General features: G+C 31.9%; 24 protein-coding genes and 1 riboswitch. Of the genes, 4 read left to right on the plus strand and 20 right to left on the minus strand.

Features of this window, described 5'->3' with window-relative positions:
- The first annotated feature begins 82 nt into the window (after positions 1-82).
- Positions 83-1,252 carry a sensor histidine kinase gene (locus ACYEKI_RS04650; RefSeq protein WP_459210005.1) on the plus strand — a complete coding sequence of 390 codons (1,170 nt, stop codon included), beginning with the start codon at positions 83-85 and terminating at the stop codon, positions 1,250-1,252.
- 26 nt (positions 1,253-1,278) lie between these two features.
- Here the strand turns inward: ACYEKI_RS04650 and ACYEKI_RS04655 are convergent, their stop codons facing one another.
- From ACYEKI_RS04655 to greA, 3 genes are all read right to left on the minus strand, one after another.
- A complete protein-coding gene (locus ACYEKI_RS04655; protein ID WP_459210006.1) occupies positions 1,279-1,689 on the minus strand; it encodes an acyl-CoA thioesterase in 411 nt (136 codons plus the stop codon).
- A 7-nt stretch (positions 1,690-1,696) separates the two neighbouring features.
- Complete coding sequence (locus ACYEKI_RS04660) at positions 1,697-2,086, minus strand: HIT family protein (protein WP_459210007.1); 390 nt, start codon at positions 2,084-2,086, stop codon at positions 1,697-1,699.
- 186 nt (positions 2,087-2,272) lie between these two features.
- Positions 2,273-2,749 carry a transcription elongation factor GreA gene (gene greA / locus ACYEKI_RS04665; protein ID WP_459210008.1) on the minus strand — a complete coding sequence of 159 codons (477 nt, stop codon included), beginning with the start codon at positions 2,747-2,749 and terminating at the stop codon, positions 2,273-2,275.
- Positions 2,750-2,934: 185 nt separating this feature from the next.
- Between greA and ACYEKI_RS04670 the strand changes: the two genes are divergently transcribed.
- Positions 2,935-3,369 carry a Rieske (2Fe-2S) protein gene (locus tag ACYEKI_RS04670; protein WP_459210009.1) on the plus strand — a complete coding sequence of 145 codons (435 nt, stop codon included), beginning with the start codon at positions 2,935-2,937 and terminating at the stop codon, positions 3,367-3,369.
- Between the two features lie 11 nt (positions 3,370-3,380).
- Here ACYEKI_RS04670 and moeB read toward each other — a convergent pair whose 3' ends face one another.
- From moeB to ACYEKI_RS04715, 9 genes are all read right to left on the minus strand, one after another.
- Positions 3,381-4,445, minus strand: coding sequence for a molybdopterin-synthase adenylyltransferase MoeB (gene moeB, locus ACYEKI_RS04675; RefSeq protein WP_459210010.1), 1,065 nt, complete (start codon positions 4,443-4,445; stop codon positions 3,381-3,383).
- 33 nt (positions 4,446-4,478) lie between these two features.
- Entirely contained in the window at positions 4,479-5,588 is a 1,110-nt protein-coding gene (gene thiH, locus ACYEKI_RS04680; protein ID WP_459210011.1) for a 2-iminoacetate synthase ThiH, read from the minus strand.
- 33 nt (positions 5,589-5,621) lie between these two features.
- The gene (locus tag ACYEKI_RS04685; RefSeq protein WP_459210012.1) at positions 5,622-6,392 is read right to left on the minus strand and encodes a thiazole synthase; all 771 of its coding nucleotides are present in this window, start codon (positions 6,390-6,392) and stop codon (positions 5,622-5,624) included.
- A 9-nt stretch (positions 6,393-6,401) separates the two neighbouring features.
- Positions 6,402-7,010, minus strand: a complete 609-nt coding sequence (thiE, locus tag ACYEKI_RS04690) for a thiamine phosphate synthase (protein WP_459210013.1) — start codon at positions 7,008-7,010, stop codon at positions 6,402-6,404.
- 7 nt (positions 7,011-7,017) lie between these two features.
- Positions 7,018-7,770 carry a hydroxymethylpyrimidine/phosphomethylpyrimidine kinase gene (locus ACYEKI_RS04695; RefSeq protein WP_459210014.1) on the minus strand — a complete coding sequence of 251 codons (753 nt, stop codon included), beginning with the start codon at positions 7,768-7,770 and terminating at the stop codon, positions 7,018-7,020.
- Entirely contained in the window at positions 7,770-8,366 is a 597-nt protein-coding gene (locus ACYEKI_RS04700) for a thiamine phosphate synthase (protein ID WP_459210015.1), read from the minus strand. Before ACYEKI_RS04700 ends, ACYEKI_RS04695 begins: the two co-directional genes overlap by 1 nt.
- 183 nt (positions 8,367-8,549) lie before the next feature.
- Positions 8,550-10,406, minus strand: coding sequence for a phosphomethylpyrimidine synthase ThiC (gene thiC, locus ACYEKI_RS04705; protein WP_459210016.1), 1,857 nt, complete (start codon positions 10,404-10,406; stop codon positions 8,550-8,552).
- A 70-nt stretch (positions 10,407-10,476) separates the two neighbouring features.
- A complete protein-coding gene (gene thiS / locus ACYEKI_RS04710; protein WP_459210017.1) occupies positions 10,477-10,680 on the minus strand; it encodes a sulfur carrier protein ThiS in 204 nt (67 codons plus the stop codon).
- Positions 10,681-10,799: 119 nt separating this feature from the next.
- Positions 10,800-10,893, minus strand: a riboswitch (TPP riboswitch).
- A 37-nt stretch (positions 10,894-10,930) separates the two neighbouring features.
- Complete coding sequence (locus ACYEKI_RS04715; protein WP_459210018.1) at positions 10,931-13,102, minus strand: TonB-dependent receptor; 2,172 nt, start codon at positions 13,100-13,102, stop codon at positions 10,931-10,933.
- A gap of 343 nt (positions 13,103-13,445) precedes the next feature.
- Here ACYEKI_RS04715 and ACYEKI_RS04720 point away from each other — a divergent pair, with 343 nt between their 5' ends.
- Positions 13,446-15,899 carry an ATP-binding protein gene (locus ACYEKI_RS04720; RefSeq protein ID WP_459210019.1) on the plus strand — a complete coding sequence of 818 codons (2,454 nt, stop codon included), beginning with the start codon at positions 13,446-13,448 and terminating at the stop codon, positions 15,897-15,899.
- Here ACYEKI_RS04720 and ACYEKI_RS04725 read toward each other — a convergent pair.
- The 7 genes from ACYEKI_RS04725 to ACYEKI_RS04755 form a co-directional block, all read right to left on the minus strand.
- Complete coding sequence (locus tag ACYEKI_RS04725; protein ID WP_459210020.1) at positions 15,896-17,236, minus strand: sigma-54-dependent transcriptional regulator; 1,341 nt, start codon at positions 17,234-17,236, stop codon at positions 15,896-15,898. The two genes, ACYEKI_RS04720 and ACYEKI_RS04725, sit on opposite strands and share 4 nt — an antisense overlap.
- Before the next feature lie 167 nt (positions 17,237-17,403).
- Positions 17,404-17,718 (minus strand): hypothetical protein, encoded by a 315-nt coding sequence (locus tag ACYEKI_RS04730; protein WP_459210021.1) that lies wholly within the window; start codon positions 17,716-17,718, stop codon positions 17,404-17,406.
- A gap of 199 nt (positions 17,719-17,917) precedes the next feature.
- Positions 17,918-19,480: a DUF4301 family protein gene (locus ACYEKI_RS04735; protein ID WP_459210022.1), complete on the minus strand. Its 1,563-nt coding sequence runs from the start codon at positions 19,478-19,480 to the stop codon at positions 17,918-17,920.
- A 3-nt stretch (positions 19,481-19,483) separates the two neighbouring features.
- Entirely contained in the window at positions 19,484-20,047 is a 564-nt protein-coding gene (locus ACYEKI_RS04740) for an AAA family ATPase (RefSeq protein WP_459210023.1), read from the minus strand.
- On the minus strand, positions 20,008-20,640 hold the full coding sequence (gene pnuC, locus ACYEKI_RS04745) for a nicotinamide riboside transporter PnuC (protein WP_459210024.1): 633 nt from the start codon (positions 20,638-20,640) through the stop codon (positions 20,008-20,010). Before pnuC ends, ACYEKI_RS04740 begins: the two co-directional genes overlap by 40 nt.
- A complete protein-coding gene (locus tag ACYEKI_RS04750; RefSeq protein ID WP_459210025.1) occupies positions 20,624-20,884 on the minus strand; it encodes a YkoF family thiamine/hydroxymethylpyrimidine-binding protein in 261 nt (86 codons plus the stop codon). Before ACYEKI_RS04750 ends, pnuC begins: the two co-directional genes overlap by 17 nt.
- 9 nt (positions 20,885-20,893) lie before the next feature.
- The gene (locus ACYEKI_RS04755) at positions 20,894-21,532 is read right to left on the minus strand and encodes a 4'-phosphopantetheinyl transferase family protein (RefSeq protein ID WP_459210026.1); all 639 of its coding nucleotides are present in this window, start codon (positions 21,530-21,532) and stop codon (positions 20,894-20,896) included.
- Between the two features lie 202 nt (positions 21,533-21,734).
- Between ACYEKI_RS04755 and ahcY the strand changes: the two genes are divergently transcribed.
- Positions 21,735-23,051: an adenosylhomocysteinase gene (ahcY, locus tag ACYEKI_RS04760; RefSeq protein WP_459210027.1), complete on the plus strand. Its 1,317-nt coding sequence runs from the start codon at positions 21,735-21,737 to the stop codon at positions 23,049-23,051.
- A 51-nt stretch (positions 23,052-23,102) separates the two neighbouring features.
- Here ahcY and ACYEKI_RS04765 read toward each other — a convergent pair whose 3' ends face one another.
- Complete coding sequence (locus ACYEKI_RS04765; protein WP_459210028.1) at positions 23,103-23,432, minus strand: hypothetical protein; 330 nt, start codon at positions 23,430-23,432, stop codon at positions 23,103-23,105.
- Between the last annotated feature and the right edge of the window lie 83 nt (positions 23,433-23,515).

Below are 23,515 nucleotides of genomic sequence, written 5' to 3' on the forward strand. Positions count from 1 at the left end.
TTTTAGAATACCTCTGTGTTAAAACAATATTTTTGCTAGAAATCGTTTATATTTATCATAGAACATAGCTATTTATCTGTGCATGAATTTTTCTAACGAACGTAATCTCGCAAGTTATTTTATTGTTATTGCTGTATTCACTATTACTGGTCTAGTTATATGGAATACCATTTTATTTTTTAATCGTTTTAAAGAAGATGAACGTGCTCGTATGGAAATTTGGGCTTCTTCTCAAAAAGCACTAAATCACGAACAGCTTAATAGCTCTTCGTCTGATGAATACCTAGATCTCTCATTACAAATCACAGCTAGTAACCATTCCATACCGATCATTATCACTGATGATCAAGGTAATATTCTTCATGATTTTTGTGGGAATATTCCCGAGTCTACGCTAAAGGATGAGGAAAAGTTAATTAGTTTGTTAAACAAAATGAGATCTGAGAACCCTCCTATAGAATTAGATTTATATGGTAATGTTAAGCAATATATTTATTATGGTAACTCTGATATTTTAAATAAATTAAAATATTATCCTGTCGCTATCATTCTTATTCTTTTATTATTGATTGGTGTAGTTTACTTCTTTTTTACCACATCCAAAGCTAGTGAGCAAAATAAGCTATGGGCAGGAATGGCAAAAGAAACAGCGCATCAAATAGGAACTCCGTTATCTTCTCTTGTAGGATGGTCTGAAATTTTAAAAACCGAAAATGTCGATCCTGAGTACTTAAAAGAGATTGATAAGGATATCGCTAGATTACAGGTTATCACCGAGCGTTTCTCTAAAATAGGTTCTATTCCTAATTTACAACAGGATGATATTGTTTCTCAAACCAAAGATGCTTACGATTATTTAAAACGTAGAAATTCACGTTTAATTAATTTTTCTAATACATTACCTGATGCTCCTATTTTTGTAAATATAAATACACAGCTTTATAGTTGGACTATCGAAAATTTAGTAAAAAATGCTATAGATGCCATGAGAGGAAAAGGGGATTTATCTATAGACCTCAAAGAAGATACTAAACGTGTACATATCTTAATTTCTGACACTGGTAAAGGAATTCCTAAAAGTAAATTTTCAAAAATATTTGAACCTGGTTATACTTCTAAAAGTAGAGGTTGGGGATTAGGGTTATCTCTTGCTAAACGTATTATAGAAGAGTATCATATGGGGCGTATTAAAGTATTGCGTTCTGAAATAGGTAAAGGAACTACTTTTCAAATCTCTTTGCCCAAAATATAGTTAAAACCAAAGGAGTTGACACTCCTCTAGTATTTTTTCATTTGTTCTCTTATTTCTTCTGGAATAGAGAACGTTTTATCTATATTAAAATCAAAACAAACAGCTACATCTCTACCTACTGCACATAATACACCATCATCATTATACAATTCGTGATCTAGACCAAAACTAGAGTTTTTCATATAAGCTACTCTAGTTTTGATCATGACATTTCCTGGGAAAAATAATGGATGTTTAAAGTCACAGTGTGTCGATACTAACATAGGTCCTTTTTTTGTTTCTTGATACAAATCTGATAAACCTGAAACCTCCCAAAACTGAACACGCGCACTTTGCATGTATTTCATAAAGTTCACATTATTAACGTGTTGATATGTATCCATTTCACTCCAGTCTATTCTCAACTCTAGTGATAATTTAAACTCCTTATCTTCCATAATTTAATTACATATGTGATTGAATTGCCGAAGCCAATGCTTCAAACTCTTCTTTTTCTAACGCTACTTTATGTTGAAATGTAGCTTCTTTCATTTCGTTAAGCGGAATCAAATGTACGTGTACATGAGGTACTTCTAACCCGATAACGCTCATTCCTATACGTTTACAATCTATTGCTTTTTCTAGTGCAGCTGCAACTTTACGTGAAAAAGCCATTAATCCCATATATGTTTCTTCATCTAGATCAAAGATCTTATCTACTTCTTGTTTTGGGATACATAATGTATGTCCTTTTGCATTAGGGTTAATATCTAAAAAAGCAAAGAATTTTTCGTCTTCTGCCACTTTATAACATGGAATTTCTCCATTGATAATTTTTGTAAATATTGAAGCCATGATTTTTATGGTTTATTTTTTTAAACGCGTTTACTATTATTTTCTCTCGAAAGATAGGGAGTTCTTCTTTATCAATTTTAAATTTTGAAGATAAATTATTACCATTACTCCATTGAAATTACTGCATAAAAAAACTCCTTTGATTTATACAGAAGGAGTTTTTTAAAATTTTTATTGTCGTTTTATTTAGTCTCTAGAGATTTCGATAACATCAAACTTCATTGTTCCATTAGGCACTTTAATTTCGGCTACTTCTCCTACTGATTTCCCTAACAAACCTTTTCCTATAGGTGAATCTACAGATATTTTTCCTGTTTTAAGATCAGCTTCACTTTGTGCGACTAACTTATATGTCATCTCCATTCCATTGATTTGATTTTTAATCTTTACCGTAGAATGAATTAACACTTTAGACGTATCTAATTGTGATTCGTCAATTAATCTTGCATTGGCAAGTGTGGCTTCAAGTTTTGAGATTCGCATTTCTAGCAATCCTTGTGCTTCTTTTGCTGCATCATATTCAGCATTCTCACTCAAGTCTCCTTTGTCTCTTGCTTCAGCAATAGCTTGTGATGCTTTAGGACGTTCTATATCTTTAAGTTGATTTAATTCTTCTCTTAACTTTTTTAAACCTTCAGCTGTATAATAAGATACTTTACTCATAACTTCATCGTTTATATAAATAGAAAAAATCCCAATATGCGTGGGATTTGTGTAACAAATATAATAAAAATTTTATGCTCCTTTACATTTTATGTAATTTGGCAACCCCATTATTAAAACAGTTAAAAATTACTGCTTTTTAATACAAAATACAAGTTATTTTACATTGATATCCTTTATATTCTATGAAAAAGTTATTTTACATTCTTTTTACAGTGATTTTAATCACTTCGTGTAGTACTGATGATGCTAGTGATAATAATCCGTTTTTACCTCCTGCTTCTTTTAATTATGAGATCAATCTTGATTTACCTCAATATAATGACTTAAAGTTTGCTGGTAATCATTTTGTAGATCGTATTGAAGGGCACGGTATTCAAGGTGTTATCTTATTCCATCAAGGAAATAACACTTATCATGCTTTTGAATTAAGTGACCCTAATCATACACCTAACAGTTGTTCTGATCAAGCTGTTTCGTCTGGAGTAGCTACTTGCAGGTGTGATGATGGTAATTCTTATAGCATTGTTACAGGTCAACAACTTACTGGAGAAGGTGGTCAACCTTTAAGAAGATATCGCGTTACTAGAGAAGGAAATATTCTTTTTGTTTCTAATTAGTTTGCTATATTTTATATTAAAGTTTGTAATCCTTCTTTGAGATTAATAAGCTTAAGGTCATCTCGATATTTTTGTAGTATTGAGATGGCTTTTTTACTTCTTATACCTGAATGACAACACACTACAATCGGTTTTAAACCACTTAAAGTTTGTACTTGTCCTGATAATTCATCTAGTGGTATATGCTCTCCGCCTATATTAAAGTTATTGTGCTCTTCTCTTGTTCGTACATCTAGTACGGTGTACTGACTTCTATTTTTTTGTAGTTCTTCTGCCCCTATTTCTATATGTGTATCTTCAATTCCGCAAATAATCTCATACACTTCTTCTAATACTGCACGATTTGCCTCTTTACTTTTACTATATGTCAAAATGTATTGTTGCATCGTTAGTGTATTATAGACTAATAATTTATTAATCAGTACCTCTCCGACACCACATATCATTTTAATAACTTCATTTGCTTGTAAACTTCCTATAATACCTGGTAAGACTCCCACTACTCCTATAGTTGAACAGTTGGGTACTGCATCTGCATCTGGCATATTAGGATATAAACATCTATATGTTGCACTTCCTTGATAATTGTATACTGATACTTGACCTTCAAACTTAAAAATAGATCCAAAAACTACTGGTTTCTTAGTTATTACCGCAGCATCATTAACTAGATATCTCGTCGCAAAATTATCACTACCATCAACAATAATATCATATTGTTCAAATAATTCAACTGCATTATTTTTATGCAAAGCAACCACATAGTCTTTTAATGTTATATATGGATTTAACTTTGCTAATTTTTGTATTGCTACTGTAGCTTTAAATTTTCCTATATTCTCGTGTGTATATAAGATCTGACGTTGTAGATTACTTTGTTCTATACGATCTGGATCTATCACTGCTAAAGTTCCTACTCCTGCTGCTGCTAAATATTGTAATACTGGACAGCCTAATCCTCCAGCTCCCACAATCAATACTTTTGCTTTTTTTAATTGTTCTTGTCCTGATACACCTATTTCTTCAAGAATAAGATGTCTACTATATTGCTTCTGTTCTTCTGTTGAAAAGGTCATTTTATTCTTTTTTACCTATGCTTAGTTATATTCTTATCTAAAGTTTTCCCAATCTTTCCAGACTACTTCTAATCCTCTATCATTAAGCATTTTTGCAATTTCTTCTGTACTACGTTCATCAGATATTTCAAATTGCTCTAAGGATTGCTGTTCTACAACATAACCTCCTGGATTTGTTTTTGATTCGGCACTTATTGAAGTTACTCCTAAATTGACTATGTGATTTCTAAACAGTTCGCTTTCTCTAGTAGAAATTGAAAGCTCTACATCTTCATCTAATAATCTAAATGCACATATCAATTGCACCAGATCTGCATCTGTCATTTCTACTTTAGGCTCCAATCCTCCCGAATGTGGTCGTAATCGCGGAAAGGATATCGAATATTTAGTTTTCCAGTATTGTTTTTGTAGATATTTAAGATGTAATGCCGTAAAAAAACTATCTGCTCGCCAGTCTTCTAGTCCAAATAACGCTCCTAACCCAATCTTATGTATTCCTGCTCTACCTAGTCTATCTGGTGTTTCTAATCGGTATTCAAAATTAGATTTTCTTCCTTTGGGATGATGTAGCTTATAAGCTTCTTGATGATATGTTTCTTGATATACTAATACTGCATAAAGCCCTGCTTCTATCAATTGCTCATATTCTTCTTGATCCAATGGCTGAACTTCTATTGTAATATTTGCAAATTGTGATCGTATTAAGTTTATCGCATTTTTAATGTATATTACTCCTACTGTACGATTAGCTTCTCCTGTTACTAATAATATATGATCATAGCCCTTGGATTTTAAATAGCTTACCTCTCTAAGTATTTCTTTATCTGTTAATGTTCTTCTGGGTATTTTATTTGTTAAGCTAAAACCACAATACGTACAAATATTTTGACATTCGTTACTAAGATACATTGGAGCATACATTTGTATGGTATTTCCAAATCGTTTTCTGGTAATACTATTACTTTGCTGTGCCATTTGTTCGATGAATGGTTTTGCAGCAGGAGATATCAAAGCTTTAAAATCTTCTAAATCTCGTTTTGTATTTTGTAATGCTCGTATGACCTCATCTTCGGTTTTATCAAAGATACTTTGCAGTGTTTCTTCCCAATCATACGTATTAAATATCGTTTTAAAATCTTGCATTAGTTCCTTTGAATTTAAGCAGTAAATTTCATTTTATCCCAAAAAACTCGTCAACGGACTACTAGCTTTTGCTTGTTGTTGTATCGGAGCTAATTTTGCTTGATATGCCATTCTACCTGATACTACTGCTAACTTAAATGCTTGAGCCATACTTACAGGGTTTTGAGATACTGCTATTGCTGTATTTACCAATACTGCATCTGCTCCTAACTCCATAGCATGAGCTGCATGAGAAGGACTCCCTATACCTGCATCTACAATAACCGGCACATTACTTTGATCTATAATAATTTCTAAAAACTCTAATGTTTTGAGTCCTTTATTGCTTCCTATAGGTGCTCCTAAAGGCATTACACATTGCACTCCTACTTCTTCTAAGCGTTTACACAATACTGGATCTGCATGGATATATGGCATTACTACAAAACCTAATTTCACCAGTTCTTCTGCTGCTTTCAATGTTTCTATTGGGTCTGGTAATAGATATTTAGGGTCTGGATGAATTTCTAGTTTCACCCAATTTGTTTCTAATGCTTCTCTTGATAATTGTGCTGCAAAAACCGCTTCTTTGGCATCACGAACTCCTGAAGTATTAGGTAACAAATGAATTCTGGAATGCGATACATGTGTCAATATATCATCTTCTTCATTTTGTACATCTACTCGTTTTAACGCAACTGTTACCAATTCACTTTCTGAAGCTAGAATTGCTTCTTCCATTAACTTTGATGAACTAAACTTTCCTGTTCCTGTAAACAGTCTTGAGTTAAACGTTTTATCTGCTATGGTTAATGTATCTTTCATTTTTTGTTTTTATACTACTTGTTCTACTATAGCTCTAGTAGTCTCTTGATTGGTAAGCATTCCTGATACAGCAACACCTGTAATACCCAAACTTAATAAGCTTGAAATATCATCTGGTGTAATTCCTCCTATAGCATAAATAGGAATAGCTACATCTTCATTCTTTAACCCTCTAATGATATCTTGATATCCTTCTATACCTAGGATAGGGCTTAGATTTTTTTTGGTATCGGTATATTTATATGGCCCTATACCTAAATAATCTACCCCTGCTTCTATTTGTTTTTTACAATCTGAATAGGTATTTGCAGTACCTCCTATTATGGCGTTATCTCCTAAAATAGCTCTAGCTTCTTGTACATTTTCATCGTCTAAACCTAAATGCACTCCATCTGCTTGCGCAGCTTTAGCTACGACTATATTATCATTTACAATTAGTATTGCTTCGTATTTATCACATACATCTCTACAACGCATTGCTGTATGTAAATACACTATAGGTTCTACGTCTTTGAGTCGTAATTGTATCCATTTAACTCCCGCCTTACATACTTTTTCAATGTTTTGTATGTGTTCTTCGGGGGTTACTCCTTGTGATATATAATATAATTTGTTCATTCTTATTTTAATTGTGGTATCCTAATAAACTTGTATTAGAACTCAGTACTTTTTCTGTATATCGTTTTGCTTTATAACATGCTTTTAATAATGGATATCCTTGAGCTAAATATGTTGTAATTGCTGTAGCGAGTATGCATCCGCTTCCGTGCTTCTCTGTTATTTTTAATGTTTTTTTAGGCTTTAATACAAAATGCTTTCCTTCTTGCATGTACAATTCATCTACTCCTATATCCTTTTGTTTATGTCCACCTTTAAGAAAAACATTAGTACTTGCACACATCTCTTTTAGTGCTTGGCTCAAATTTTGTCCTGGATATAATTGTTGAATCTCATTATAATTAGGCGTTACCAAAAACACTTTATCCCATATTTCTCTCCATTGTTTCATATTTTGTTCCTTATGAAATTCATAGGCTGTACTAGATGTTAACACAGGATCTATAATAATTTTAACATTAGGATTTTTGGCGATCAAACTTGAAATTATGGTTTTTAAAACTGCTATATTCTCTACAATTCCTATTTTGACATATTCAATTTTAAAACTATCATAAAGGATAGCTATTTGTTCTTTTAGCTGTGCTATAGGCATCCAATAACATTGCTCAAATTTTAAATCACTCTGTACTGTATTTGCCGTACATACTCCTAACCCGTATCCTTTTAATTGCTCAATTGTTTTAATATCGGCAGTAATTCCTGCTCCACTAGAGGGATCAAAACCTGCTATCGTAAGTATATACGGACGTGTTCTCATTAATTAATACTCTTATAACTTGCTAACAACTCCATAAAACTAATTTCAGACGAAGTTGTATTCCAAACTCCTCCTAGAATTCCAACTCCCTTAAAACCAAGTTTTATAGCTTCAGGAATAGTACTCGCATTAATCCCTCCCATACCGATTATGGTACTATCAATGTCTGTTACATCAAAACCTTTTCCTTCATATCCAGCTTTAGAAATTGATCCAAAAACTGGACTTAGCAATACATATTCAAAAGCCACATCACATGCTATAATTTCTTCTTTACTATGAAAAGAACTACTTACTTTAAAATCTTGATTAGTATATGCAGTCACATAATCTTTTAATCCATTTCCTAAATCCCATCTAGGTTGTTCTTGTAGATGTATTCCTCTTAATTTAAATTCATTACACAATCGATGATGCTCATGAATCATAATTCGATTATAATATTGTGGTGCTATTCCTTTAAGTAACTTTCTATAGCCTTCTATATCAAAACTCGGTTTTCTTAAGTGTAATATTTCTAAACCTTTATCAAAAAGAGTATTGATTTGTTGAGCCTCATTAGTTAAATCTTGCTCTGATGTTAGTACAATAAGCATAGTATATTTTATTTATTTAGGAGTTAAACTTAATTTATTTCTAAACGAAGTTTAACTCCTCAGCTTTTATTTTTGTTTTATACCATTACTCTATTGAAATTACCGCATTAAAATTGTTCTTTTCGCATTTTACTTCAAAAACCTTCAATTTATCTACTTGGTGCTTTCAAATAAGAAATGGTATTATAAGTACACTTCGCTTCCTTTTTCTTTGAATTCTTTTGATTTTTCTTCCATCCCCTTAGCTATCACAATATCTTCTTCGATCTTATTCTCTGCTGCAAAATCTCTTACTTCTTGAGATATTTTCATCGAGCAAAATTTTGGCCCGCACATCGAACAGAAATGCGCTATTTTGGCGCCTTGTGCTGGTAAGGTTTCATCATGGTATTCTCTTGCTTTTTCTGGATCTAACGATAAATTGAATTGATCCTCCCATCTAAATTCAAATCTCGCTTTACTCAAAGCATCATCTCTATGTTGTGCCCCTGAATGTCCTTTGGCCAAATCTGCTGCATGGGCTGCTAATTTATAAGTAATTACACCTGTACGTACATCTTCTTTATTAGGTAGTCCCAAATGTTCTTTTGGTGTCACATAACAAAGCATAGCTGTTCCATACCATCCTATCATTGCAGCTCCTATTCCAGATGTGATATGATCATATGCTGGTGCAATATCTGTAGTTAATGGTCCTAAAGTATAAAAAGGTGCTTCTCCACAAGCTTCTAATTGCTTATCCATATTTGCTTTGATCATGTGCATAGGTACATGTCCTGGACCTTCTATAAAAGTTTGTACGTCATGCTTCCATGCAATTTTTGTCAACTCTCCTAAGGTTTCTAATTCTGCAAATTGAGCTTCATCATTTGCATCCGCAATACATCCTGGACGTAATCCATCTCCCAACGAGAAAGCTACATCATAGGCTTTCATGATCTCACAAATTTCTTCAAAATGCGTATATAAGAAACTCTCTTTATGATGTGCTAAACACCATTTTGCCATAATAGATCCTCCACGTGATACAATACCTGTAATACGTTTAGCCGTCATAGGTACATATCGCAATCTAACTCCTGCATGTATCGTAAAATAATCTACACCTTGTTCTGCTTGCTCTATCAAAGTATCTCTAAAAATCTCCCACGTAAGGTCCTCTGCTACTCCATTAACTTTTTCTAAAGCTTGATAAATAGGTACTGTTCCTACAGGTACTGGTGAGTTGCGGATAATCCACTCTCTAGTTTCATGTATATTCTTTCCTGTAGAGAGATCCATAATATTGTCTGCTCCCCATCTACATGCCCATACTGCTTTCTCTACTTCTTCTTCTATACTAGATGTAGTTGCCGAGTTACCGATATTAGCATTAATTTTTACCAAAAAGTTTCTTCCTAATATCATTGGTTCACTTTCTGGATGGTTAATGTTTGATGGTATTACAGCTCTACCTCTAGCAATCTCTTCTCTTACAAATTCTGGAGTTATTTTTTCTGGAATACTTGCACCAAAATCTTGACCAGGATGTTGTTTTGATAAACGCGTCATCTCGTCTATTCGTTGATTTTCTCGAATAGCTACATACTCCATTTCTGGTGTTATAATTCCTTGTTTTGCATAATACATCTGCGAAACATTCTTCCCTTTTTTTGCGCGTTTAGGTTTATGGTTATGATTAAATCTTAGGTGATCTAAACTTTTGTCCTGCAAACGCATATTGCAATACTCTGAAGTAAATGCGTCCAACTCTTCTACATCTTCTCGATCTAATATCCATTGTTCTCGAATGCGTTCAATCCCATTATGTACATTTATTTCTTTTGTAGGATCTGTATAAGGACCACTAGTATCATATACTGTTACAGGTTCATTAGGTGTCTTCTTTTTTGTTAAAGAATCGATAGTATCACTCAAAGTGATTTCTCGCATTGCTACTTTAAGCTGAGGGTGGATTTTTCCTTCTACATATATTTTCTTTGAATTAGGAAACGGTGTTGTTGTTATTTTATGTTTAGGTGCTGTATCTTGTTTTTTCATTCTTGAGTTTTTTTTAAAGTTTTTGAAGTACTATTATGCAGTCTATCTTTCTAAATATTTTGTAGCTTCTTTATCCTCCTTGTGTAGCCTGAATAATTAGAATATGATCTTCTGCTTGAAGTTGAGTTTCATTCCAAGCTGTTTTAGGGATAATGTTTTGGTTAATGGCTACAGCAATACCTTGGGTAGCAATTTGAAGTTGTTCTAGTAATTCGTTAAGGGAACTACTATTTTGTACCGTATGTGGTTGATTATTGACGTTTATGGTTATCATTTTGTTTGATTTTCCATAAACTTTAGTGGGCTTTATTGCCTTTGTGAAGAATGCTCTTTTATAACCTATAGATATGAACTTTTAAGATTATCACCTTAAATTATTCATATCTATAGTATTATAAAGAACTTACTTTTCCCTTCGTCGGTATTAACCGCATCAGGTTCAAAGGGTATTTCTCAGACTGCTTTGCAGACACCCCTAAAGCTTATTTTTTTATAAATATATTGTTTTTAACGTAAAAATCTCGTTAAAATTTTAATGTTACTCCTCCTAGAACATTAATTCCTGCTTGAGGATAATATCCAACTCCTTCTATAGTTGTGATAGTTCCTGGGTTTGAAAAATCATCATCATAGGTAAAGAAATATCCATTTGATTCGTATTTAACATCAAAAATATTGTTTACTAATGCCGTCAATACTATCGATTTAAATACTGGTATATTCTTAATTTCGTATACTATATTAAGATCATTTACAAAGAAGCTGTCTAGCTTTGACAACTCACTATCAATATTACCTAAATACTGTTCTCCTACATATTTTGACAAGAAGTTTAATTGTAATCCTTTTGCAGGCTCAAAAACGAACATATTTCCTGCTACAACACTAGGTGAATATGAAATATTTGTATTTCCTAGGTTTACCAAAGCGCCGTCTCTTGAGGTAATAAAATCTCTATTTTTATTAATACTCAACGCTATATTAGGGCGAACACTAAATTTCTTTGCCAACTTAATATCTGCATCAATTTCGATACCTGTTCTAAAACTTTTTCCGCTATTCGCTCTTAACGGCGCTCCTACATCATCAAGTTCTCCTGTTAATACCAATTGATTTTTATAATCCATATAATACAAGTTGGCATTTACTTTAAACTTAGGAGAAGCATATCTCCATCCTAATTCAATATCGTCTAAAGTCTCTGGTTCTGGGGTTCCACTTTCAAAATCATTTCTATTAGGCTCTCTATTTGCTCTTGCATATGATGCATAGAATTGATTTGATGGATTTAATCGGTATGTTAATCCAGCTTTAGGATTAAAAAATGTGTAATTCTTATCTACTAATAATGGTACTCTATCTGATGTTAACCCTGATGTTGAATAATCTACATTACGTACTTGAATATCTGCATAAGCACTTAATACATCAGAGAATCTATAAGTAGCTTTGGTATATCCATTTAGTTCTCTCTTAATTCCTACACCTTCATAATAACGATCTCTTATTTGTGATCCTCCAGCATTTTGAGCCCATATAATTTCCCCAAAATGATCTCCTTCATAATAACTATAAAAACCTCCTGCTATTACATCTAGTTTATCATCTTTATAGTTAACACTTGCAGTTACTACATAATAATCATTATCTAGCCATCTGCGACGAACTAAATCTGTTTCATCTATTGTTTCTCCACCTAGTGTTATTGGCGTTAATCCATAATCTGCAAAATCCTCATCTTCTTTATATTGTTCAAAATACCCTCTACCGTAAGTATAGTTTAATCCTAAAGTAGATGACCAATTGTTATTATATCTTTGGTTCCAGTGTAATTGATAATGATCTTGATTGTAATTATCTACTTCGTTATCATAAAAAACAGTATTTCCATTTTCATCTTCATACGCTCCTACAGGATTAAACGTTCTGTTTGTACGTAATGTTTCAGGATCAATTCCATCCCATGATTGATACGTTACTTCTTCTCCTGCAAAAGTGATAGCCTTTATTAACGTATTATCGTCTACATACGATCCTTGTAAGAAATATGACTTAAGATCTGATGTTGCTCTATCTACATATCCATCAGATTTAATAGCAGATAATCGTCCTGCAATTTCTATATGATCATTTAGTAATCCTGTACTGAATTTTAAGTTATGTTTTCTAGTATTAAATGATCCATAAGAATTTGATATTTCACCATAAGCTTCATGAGAAACTGCATCTGTTAATAAGTTAAGGCTTGCCCCAAAAGCTCCAGCTCCATTTACAGAAGTTCCTACTCCTCTTTGTAATTGTAAGCTCTCTACAGAAGAAGCAAAATCAGGAAGGTTGACCCAAAATGTTCCTTGACTTTCTGCATCATTAAACGGAATACCATTAAGTGTTACATTTACTCTTGTCGCATCACTACCACGTACTCTAATTCCAGTATATCCTACTCCTGCACCTGCATCTGATGTAGTTACAACTCCTGGTAAATAATTTAATAAAAATGGAATATCTTGTCCCAAATTGCGTTTTGCAATTTTTTCTTTGGAAAGATTAGAATGTGTTATTGGTGAATCTGCAGATACTCTCACTGCTTTGACCAATACTTCATCTAGTTTTGTCGTCAATGAGTCTTTTTGTTGTTCTTGTGCCCATGTGATTGATGACACTACAATTAATAGACAGCATAAAATTCTTTTCATCCGTAAATTTTTTCTCTTCACGAATAAAAGGGGTCATTATTCTTGACTTTGTTTTCTGGTTATGTTTATTGTTTCCCAAAACCTCATACTATATCTATTTCATATAGCATAAGATTGTTTTGGATAGTCTTTATCTTTCTATCCTATCCCTTGGCAACATTACTTGCCCAGGTTCATTGGGTATGATCTCAGCCTAAATTGGCACCCCTTTTTGAGATTTATGGCAAAGGTAGTCTCTTTTTCATAATTCTTACCATCTATTTACTCTTTTTCACCTTAAAACTCTTTTCTACTAATTAAAAAAACCTTATTTTACTCTATTTCTTTAAGAAGAGAGGTTTTTATGATTAAGAATTTGAAACGTTCGGTTACACTTAAGGTTATTTCTGGTTTTGTTTTGGCTTGCGGAATTGCCTTAGGGACGTTTTGGATTATACATACTCAACTCACCAATTATTCTAAGATTGCAAAAATTAAAAGCTCCAATAATGATAAACTTATATTGGTGAGTCAAGCATTAACTCATCTCTATGATGCAGAAAGTTTATCCCGTAGTCTAGCACGTAATAGTGATTCTTTAAAAATTGAACGCTATCATCAAAAAGTTGATACTATACGAGATTTGATTCACGACCTTGCCCAACAATCTCAAGATTCTTCTTTGATTATTAAAACTGAAGAAATTCAGGATTTAATTGACGATAAAAACAAAAACTTTGAAGAGCTATTAATTATTTACAGTGATCGTCAAGGGAATAATTTTTATCGTAATGCTATTAATGAACTACGTAAAATCAATGAATCTTTTGGGGATCAAAGTTATAATAGACGCTTTAAACATCTAAAACCTCATCAAAGACGTGTTTTAATCAAGTTTTTAAAGTATTCTAAAAAAGATAATGCTCAACAGTTATCTTATCAAACCGTAGATTCTATTGCTACCAAAGTAAAAAAAGTATTAAAAAACCTTGAAGCTGAAGAAAAGAGGTTTCTTTCTCAAGTACAGACTAAAGAAGAAAGCTTAACTCATAACGACGAAGTAATCACGAAGAGACTTAGAGAGCTACTCAACACGATAGAAGAAGATGAAATTAAACGTTATGAAGCTCGTATTGATGCTTCTCAAAAAGTATTAGATAGTACTTCAAACATAATCATAATTGTAACTTCTCTTATCATATTTCTAGTTATTATATTCTTATATCTTATCATTAGAGATATTTCAAACAATCAACGTTATCGTACTGATCTAGAAGCTGCAAATGCCTATACAGAATCCTTACTTGAAAGCAGAGAATCTTTAATAAATACAGTAACTCATGACCTTAGATCTCCTCTTAATACAGTAATAGGGTATTCTGCCTTAATGGAAAAAACAGATTTAAGTCATAAACAGAAACATTACCTTAATCATCTTAAAAAATCTTCAGATTATATTTTGCATCTTGTAAATGATCTTTTGGATTTATCCAAATTAGATGCCGGTAAGATGACTATAGAATCTTTACCTTTTTCTCCTAAAAAACTTATAGAAAATACAGTAGCGAGTGTTATTCCTATAGAAGATCCTAAAAACTTATCTATTATTATAGATATTGACGTTGATGATTCTGTGCAATTTATTAGCGACCCTTTTAGGATTAAACAAATCTTGACAAACTTAATTCACAATGCTTATAAGTTCACAGAGAACGGAAGTATTTCTATTACTTGCGATATTAACTCTATTTCTGAAACATCTTCAGCTTTAACAATAAATGTCATTGATACAGGAATTGGTATTGACGAAAATCAACAAGAACTTATTTTTAGAGAATTTGAACAAGGAAAAGAAGAAATCGAAAAACAATATGGAGGTTTTGGGTTAGGCTTAGCAATTACTAAAAGAATAGTTTCCTTACTACAAGGAACTATTTCTTTATCAAGTGCTATTAACAAAGGGAGTATTTTTTCTATCACTATTCCTGTAACTCAACAGTCTAATGAAGTTTCAGGTAATCAAAACAATACTGTTGACGCTAAGCAATTTGCAAATAAACGCGTACTAATAGTTGATGATGATCCATCTCAACTAGCTCTCAGTAGTGAGTTGATTGCCTCTATATCACTTTCTTATCAAACTTGTTCTAATGTTAAAGATGCACTTGTTGTTTTAGAGAAGAACAAATTTGATCTTATTCTTACTGATATTCAAATGCCTGGTTATGACGGTTTTTATTTATTAAATAAAGTCAAAAATGATATACGATACAAAGAAATACCTATTATCGCGCTATCTGGTAGAACTGATATCAGTAATCAAGAATATCTTTCTACCGGTTTTACTGCCAGTTTAACAAAACCTTATATGCCCAATGATTTAATTTCGTTAATTTCAAAAATATTCGATTCTTCTATTACATGGATTAATACTACCCCATCTGAAGAACTAACTACTACTGAATATTCCTTACAAGACTTAATGGTTTTTGCTCACGGAGATATAGAATCTCTTCATTCTATTTTAAATACGTTTTATGACAGTACCTCTCAAAATCTCACACAATTAGAGAATGCTATAATGTCAAAAAACATTGGGCAAATCAAAATATTAGCCCATAAAATCTTGCCATTCTTAAAACAAATTAAAGCCACAAAAACTGTAGCCTTATTGAAACAAATTGAAACGCCAGAATATTATAAACTCAATGAAGGTCAAATTATAGAGTTAGCAAAGAATGCCGTAAAAGAAATTCACGCTTTAATTAAAAAGTTAAAAAATGACACTATCACAGATACTATCACCTCTACTTCTTAATATTCTATATCGTAATGATTCAGTTTGTTATAAAGTGTTTTTCTATCAATACCTAACATCCTAGCAGCCTTTGCTTTATTTCCATTAGCTTTTTCTAAAGCATCTAAAATCATTTCCTTTTCATTTTCATTCTTAAAAAGCTTATATACAGGTGTAGTGCCTGTAGCATTTACTATTTCGCCAGGCAACACTTCTTGTGTTATAAAATCACCTTGTGTTAATAACACAGAGCGTTTTACTATATTTTTTAACTCTCTAAGATTTCCTGGCCAATCATATCGTTTAAAAGCTTCTAATACTTTCTCGGTAAATCCAACTATACTTTTTTCGAGTTCCTCGTTTGCTTCTTCTAAGAAATGATCTGCAAATAGCATTAAGTCTTCTGTTCGATCTTTTAATGAAGGGATCTTCATCGAAAACTCATTCAATCGGTGATATAAATCCTCTCTAAAATTACCTTCCTTCACTGCTTTACTCAAATCTTCATTAGTAGCAGCTATTACACGGATATCAACTTCTATTTCTCTATTACTTCCTACTGGTTTTATTTTTCGTTCTTGTAATGCTCGTAGCAACTGTACTTGAAGTTCATAACTTAAATTTCCTATCTCATCAAGAAAAAGTGTTCCTCCATTTGCAGCTTCAAAATGCCCCGTTTTATCATTAATTGCTCCCGTAAACGATCCCTTAATATGCCCAAAAAATTCACTTGAAGCTATTTCTTTTGGTATAGCTCCACAATCTACTGCTATAAAAGGTTTATTCGCACGATTACTAGCTTTATGGATACTACTAGCTACATATTCTTTTCCTGTTCCACTATTACCAATAATCAAAACAGACATTTTAGTAGGAGCCACAAGTTCTACATATTCATTTAACTTTTTTGAAGCTAAACTTATTCCTTTAACATAATTAGTATCTTCTACTACCGTTTTTCTTTTTGCAATTTTTTTATGTTGATCTTTTAAGTCTTCTTTTCTTCCTAATGCATTTTGTATTGTCGTTACTATCTTTTCTGGATGAAATGGTTTTGATATATAATCAAAAGCACCTTGTTTGATAGCTTTTACAGCCATATCGATCTCAGCATATCCAGTCATTACAACAACTTGAATTTTCTCTTCTAAATTCTTAATATGATTGAGCAATGTAATACCATCTTGATCTGGTAATCTCATGTCTGTGAGGACCAAATCAAATTGATTTTGTTCTATTTCGGATATGGCTTCCTGTATAGAAAAGGCTGTAGTAATTTTAAAATTTTTCTTTTCAAGAAATGTTTTTAGCATCATACAAAACGCTACATCATCTTCTACTATCAGTATTCTGGACATCTTCTTCTTTCTCTTGGTGTTTTGTAGCTATAAACTTATGAAATTTACGGTTATTATGCATTGTAAAATAAAAAAAAGAGACTCTTGGGACTGAGTCTCTTTTTATTTACTAAACAACTTTAAAATTGTTCCTGATTAAGGGAAACAACAATCTTTTTTCTCTACCCCTAGATTTTAGATTCGTTATTTAGTTTAACCAATTTGCCTTCGGCATTTGCAAATATGACTTGAGTTTGATTATTAGTTTTCTTTAACTCTAATTTAAATATATCTTTATCAACGTTTTTATATGCCTTAGAAATCCAATATTCATTATAATTTACAACTACAAATTCTTGAATATTTATAGGAACTTCAACAATAGGTATTTCTATATAGTTTTTTAAATCACTACTACTTTGGTATGTAGTCTCCTGTGATTGAACTCCTTGAGCAGAAGTTAAACCTACTATGATTGCAATAATTACAGTATGTTTTTTCATCACTTATATGATTACCTACATATAAATAATAAAAAATCATTCCATAATTTAATTTCGACCCAAAAAACCAATAAAACATTAAAAAACAACACCTTATAGGTTTTTAAATATTTTCAGAGCAAGTTCATTTGTGTAGAACACATATATTAAGTGTGGATTTTATACACACTTAATATATGCAAATTCAGCCATTCTTGAATTAAGAAAACAGTTTTACCTGATGTGCTGACTTTAATAAATCATTTATTGTTTTTACAGGATTAAATGTTGTTAACGGAACTTCGACAAATACACTAATCCAATTAGCCATTGCTCCATTCCACAATCCTGGCAACTCAAGCGCCTTTAATTTCTCTCCCTTTATAGATTTGATAGTTATAAATCCAGCTGTCTCATCTATATAATCACTTAGATCAAATTTTTCTCCTTTATAGTTTTTTACGCCACAAACGATATCTACTGGATTAAAGTGAGTTGCTCTTTTAAGGATTCCTAATTGCCTTTCGTCGTTTTTATTAATTTGTGCAGTTTCTATAATTTGTAATGTAATTCGTCCTCTCACACCTTTAACCCAGAAAGGTCCTCCTCCAGGTTCCCCTTCGTTTTCTACCATACCACATACACGAATCGGACGATTCAATGAACTTCTTAAAAAGTCTAATTTGAATTCTTCTGAGAACTTATCAAAATCATATGGAAACATAATGTTCAATTGTTTTTCCATAAATTCTTTTATCTCGAGTAACTTTTCTTCAGAAGGAATACATTTATCTATCTCTTTTAAAATCTCAAAAATCTTATTTTGAATTTCTATCAGTTTTCCTGCTAAAACTTTCTTATAATCGGCAACATCATCTTGATATTTTCTTACAACAACATTATCTATATTCTTGATAAAAATAATATCAGCTTCTAAATCATTTAGATTCTCTATTAATGCTCCGTGTCCTCCTGGTCTAAACAATACTTCTCCATTTTCTTTTCTAAAAAGTTTATTATCCATCGTTACAGCTACTGTATCTGTTTCGGATTTCTGAAAAGAATATGTTATATCAAAATCAACCCCTGTCTTTTTCTCTACTTTTTTTCTGATATCTTCGAAAGCGTATTCAAAAGCCTCTAAATGATCTTTACCAATAGTAAAATGTAATTTAGCTTTTCCATTTGCAGTTCCATACCCTACAGCTTCATACAAATGTTCTTCAAAAGCTGTTGTCATTTCATCTGAATATTTATGAAACGGCAATAATCCTTTAGGATATGCTCCATAATTTAATCCTTTAACTCTCAACATTGTCTCTACAAAGAGATACAATTGTTTCCCTTCTGACAATTCATTAAATTTAGGGTACCATTTTTGGATTTTGGTCATTACCTTATCATAGAAAGGAAACTTCTCTAATCCAATTAAAAATAAACGAATTGCCGTTGCTTTTTGATAATTTGTGTATGAGTTTAATCGTTCTTTTTCGTAATCATAAGTATCCAGAAAACGAAATAAGTCTTTAAACATTCGTGTTGCTGCTCCAGATGCTGGAACAAATTTTATCGTATCTAATTTTTCTAATTTAGTTTCGTATAACTTTAGTAAAGATTCCTTTTCTTCATTTGACAATCTACAAATTCCTTCATTTATAGTAGCTGCACTTTTTAATACAACACTAGGAATTCCTTTTTTAAAAATCTCGACTTGCGTCATGATTTTGTCCAATGTAATTCCTTTTTCTTTTACGAGCTTTATATCTTTATCTGTTATATTCATTTCTTATTCGTTTAATAATTGATCTATTGCTTTTGTTGCTTTTTGAAAACGTGCTTCCTTATCACCTTTTAATAAAATATAAGGTCTGTCATTCTTTTCTAATGCTTCTTTAAATAATTGAAACATTTCTTCTCTTTCTGTAGGTTTATCACGAAGATCATCTGCCTCCCAAGGCACATCAATATATGTTAGAAAATACATATCGTAATTATTCTCTAACGAAATCTTTTCTAATGTTTCGTCACAGATTCCATTAAAATATGCTCTAGAATATACTTGCGTTTCTAATATATCCGTATCACAGATCAATACTCTATTTGCTTTTTGTGCAGCTTCATTTTCTAATTTCATTTGCCCTTCTGCTATAGGGAGCAAATCCTCATAACCACAAATAGCTTGTTCTTCATTCCATTTTTTTTGCAAATAATCTCTTGCATATTCTGGAACCCATTCTGTATTGTAATGCTTAGCTAAATCTCGAGATAATGTCGTTTTCCCAGTAGATTCAGGACCAAACAAAACTACTCTTATACAGTCACTAGGTTGTTGTCTAAGCTTCTCTTCCATTTGATATATCCGTAAATTGCAAGTACTGTAAACATTAAATATTGAAAACTGGTAAACGTAAGTCCTTTATAAAAATATAATGGTACCGAAATAATATCACCGATAATCCAATATATCCAATTCTCTATCTTTCGTTTAGCCATAAGCCACATACCAACAAAAAAGACTGCTGTCGTTATGGTATCCACATAGGCTGTCCAACTCGTCCATTTATCAAAAAATTGGTATACAAAATATACGAAAAGTAATGTTAAGCTAAATATAAGTATTGATATTTTTTTCTCTCCGATAGTAGTCCTTGAGATAGGTGTAAAATGTGTAGCATCTACTTTTCTTGTCCACACATACCATCCATAAACACTCATGATAAAGTAATATGCATTAATCATTGTATCTCCTAATAATCCCCAGTCAATCAAAAGATATACAAAAATAGCAGTACTTACCATCCCTGTAGGGTATACCCAAATCTTATTTTCTTTAGAAAACCAAACAGATAAAAAACCAAAGATCACTGCTGTTATTTCTAATATCAATATATGTAATGGATAATCGCTATACTGGCTAAATAAAAAATCAAAAATCTGGCTCATAATCACTTCTATCACTTTTTACCAACTTCATTTGTAACACTCCATTTTCTATTGTTCCAAATGATTTCTTTATCAATGTCGTCAAAAATGGTATTACTTCATCAAAATCCCCGTAGACTTGAGTACTTAGCGGGTTTTCCATTACAACAAATTTTGACGTTCTAAGTTCCTTGATAAATTCCTTTATTGGCGTTTCAAAATCATCTTGTAAAGGTGTCAAGGTTAATTCTACCGATACTTTCATATATTTATATTAAGATGCGTATGGCAAAGCATAAACGCATGTAAACCCTTCAAATTCTAAATAACTTATATCATAATGACTTAATACATCTTTATATTTAATACTTCCTATAGTAAAAGGTACATTTAAATCAAAAGCATCAATATGCACATGTTGTTCAAAACTTAAGCCTGCAGTAGCATACAATTTATATAAGGACTCTTTTGCCCCCCAAATAACTGTTAATATGCGAACTTTATCTTCTTCTTTTTGACTCTCGACAAAAGGAACTTCTGTAGTTATAAATTTATGTGCGATCTTTTTAATCTTATCTCGCTGTTTTTCTATGTCAATTCCTATTTCTTTAGTACTTATAATAATTCCCGAAAACTCAAAAGAATGTGTTATTGAGATTTGCATTCCATCTTTAAGGTGTGGTTTTCCAAAATCATCATAAAATAAATCATGATCGGTATATCCCACCTTTGCTAATAGATGTCTTACACTCATAAATCCTCGTTTATGAATATCTGATTTCATTCTATTTACACGATTTTGACAATGTTCGGTAAGATTGATCCCTTCAGATAATTGTTCAAAAGATTCTTCTATCTTCCAGATCAACACTTTAGTATCTTGATCTATTGTTATAGTTTTGTAAAGAGGCATGTATAGTATTAAAGTTATTACTTACATTTGCAAACTGGAAAATCAATAGTAATCGATAAATCTATTTGCAAAGACGAATTTAGAACATTTTTATCGATCCAAAGCTTTATAATTGATTTTTCATACTATTAATTTAATTTTTAGATAAAAACGTTTTTACCGAAAAATCTCATTTTTGAGATTCACATAAAACAAAATTACGATGAGTACAAAAACACCTACGTATGTACCCTTTAAAGTAAAAGACATATCTTTAGCGGCATGGGGAAGAAAAGAAATCGAATTGGCTGAAGCAGAAATGCCTGGTTTAATGTCACTTCGTGAAGAATACAAAGATGAACAACCTTTAAAAGGAGCTCGTATTGCTGGATGTCTACACATGACTATCCAAACGGCTGTTCTTATAGAAACTCTTGTTGCTTTAGGAGCAGAGGTTACTTGGAGTTCTTGTAACATATTCTCTACTCAAGATCAAGCTGCAGCTGCTATCGCTGATGCTGGAGTACCTGTATATGCATGGAAAGGAATGAACGAAGAAGAGTTTGATTGGTGTATAGAACAAACTCTTTTCTTTGGAGAAGACAGAAAACCATTAAACATGATTCTTGATGATGGTGGTGACTTAACTAATATGGTATTAGACCGTTACCCAGAATTAGTAAAAGATATCAAAGGATTATCTGAAGAAACTACTACTGGTGTTCACCGTTTATACGAGCGTGTTAAAAATGGTACTTTACCAATGCCTGCTATCAATGTAAACGACTCTGTAACTAAATCTAAATTTGATAACAAATATGGATGTAGAGAAAGTGCAGTTGACGCTATACGTCGTGCAACAGATACTATGCTTGCAGGAAAACGTGTTGTAGTTTGTGGATATGGTGATGTAGGAAAAGGAACTGCTGCTTCATTTAGAGGTGCTGGATCTATTGTTACTATTACAGAAATTGATCCTATTTGTGCACTACAAGCTGCAATGGATGGTTTTGAAGTTAAAAAATTAGAAACTGTAGTAGGTAATGCAGATGTTATTATTACTACTACTGGTAATAAAGATATCGTTCAAGGTCGTCACTTTGAAGCAATGAAAGACAAAACTATCGTTTGTAACATTGGTCATTTTGATAACGAAATCGATATGGCTTGGTTAAATACTAACCATGGAACTACTAAAGACGAAATCAAACCTCAAGTAGACAAATATACTATTGATGGTAAAGATATCATCATTCTTGCAGAAGGACGTTTAGTAAACTTAGGTTGTGCTACTGGACATCCAAGTTTCGTAATGAGTAATTCATTTACAAACCAAACTCTTGCTCAAATAGAGCTTTGGAACCACTCTGATAAGTACGAAAATGATGTATATATGTTACCTAAACATCTTGATGAAAAGGTAGCTAAATTACACTTAGCTCGTCTTGGTGTAGAATTAGATGTTTTAACAGAAGATCAGGCTAGCTACATTGGTGTTACTGTTGAAGGTCCATATAAGCCAGAATATTACAGATACTAATATCTGATTCTATAAAGCTAAAAAGACTCCTAATTAAGGAGTCTTTTTTATTTAATGCCTTCTCTTTTTAAAAAGATAACTCATCCATACAGGATCATTATCCTCTGTAATAATCGCTTTTCTATCTACATATTCCCAATTTGCATTACTCATATAATTAAGCATATCAGATGTTTGTTCTAAAGCTTCTACTTCTTTAACATCAATCAAACTGTTTTTTAATGCAGCTTGTTCTTCTTGCACTTCTATTCTTTTAACTTTTCCTCTTTTGTTTGCTTTTTGAATCACTATGATTTCTAAAAACTCATATTTAGGTATTACATTTTGCGCAACCATAGTGTTACCAATAAATAAAAAGGCTATAACTAATATCAATCTCATAGTTTGTATATTTTTTAAATATTACTGCATAAAAAAACTCTTCTCAAACTGAATTTGAAAAGAGTTTTAATATAATTATTACA

The sequence above is a fragment of the Aquimarina rhabdastrellae genome, from assembly GCA_947387485.1.
Classification (GTDB): domain Bacteria; phylum Bacteroidota; class Bacteroidia; order Flavobacteriales; family Flavobacteriaceae; genus Aquimarina.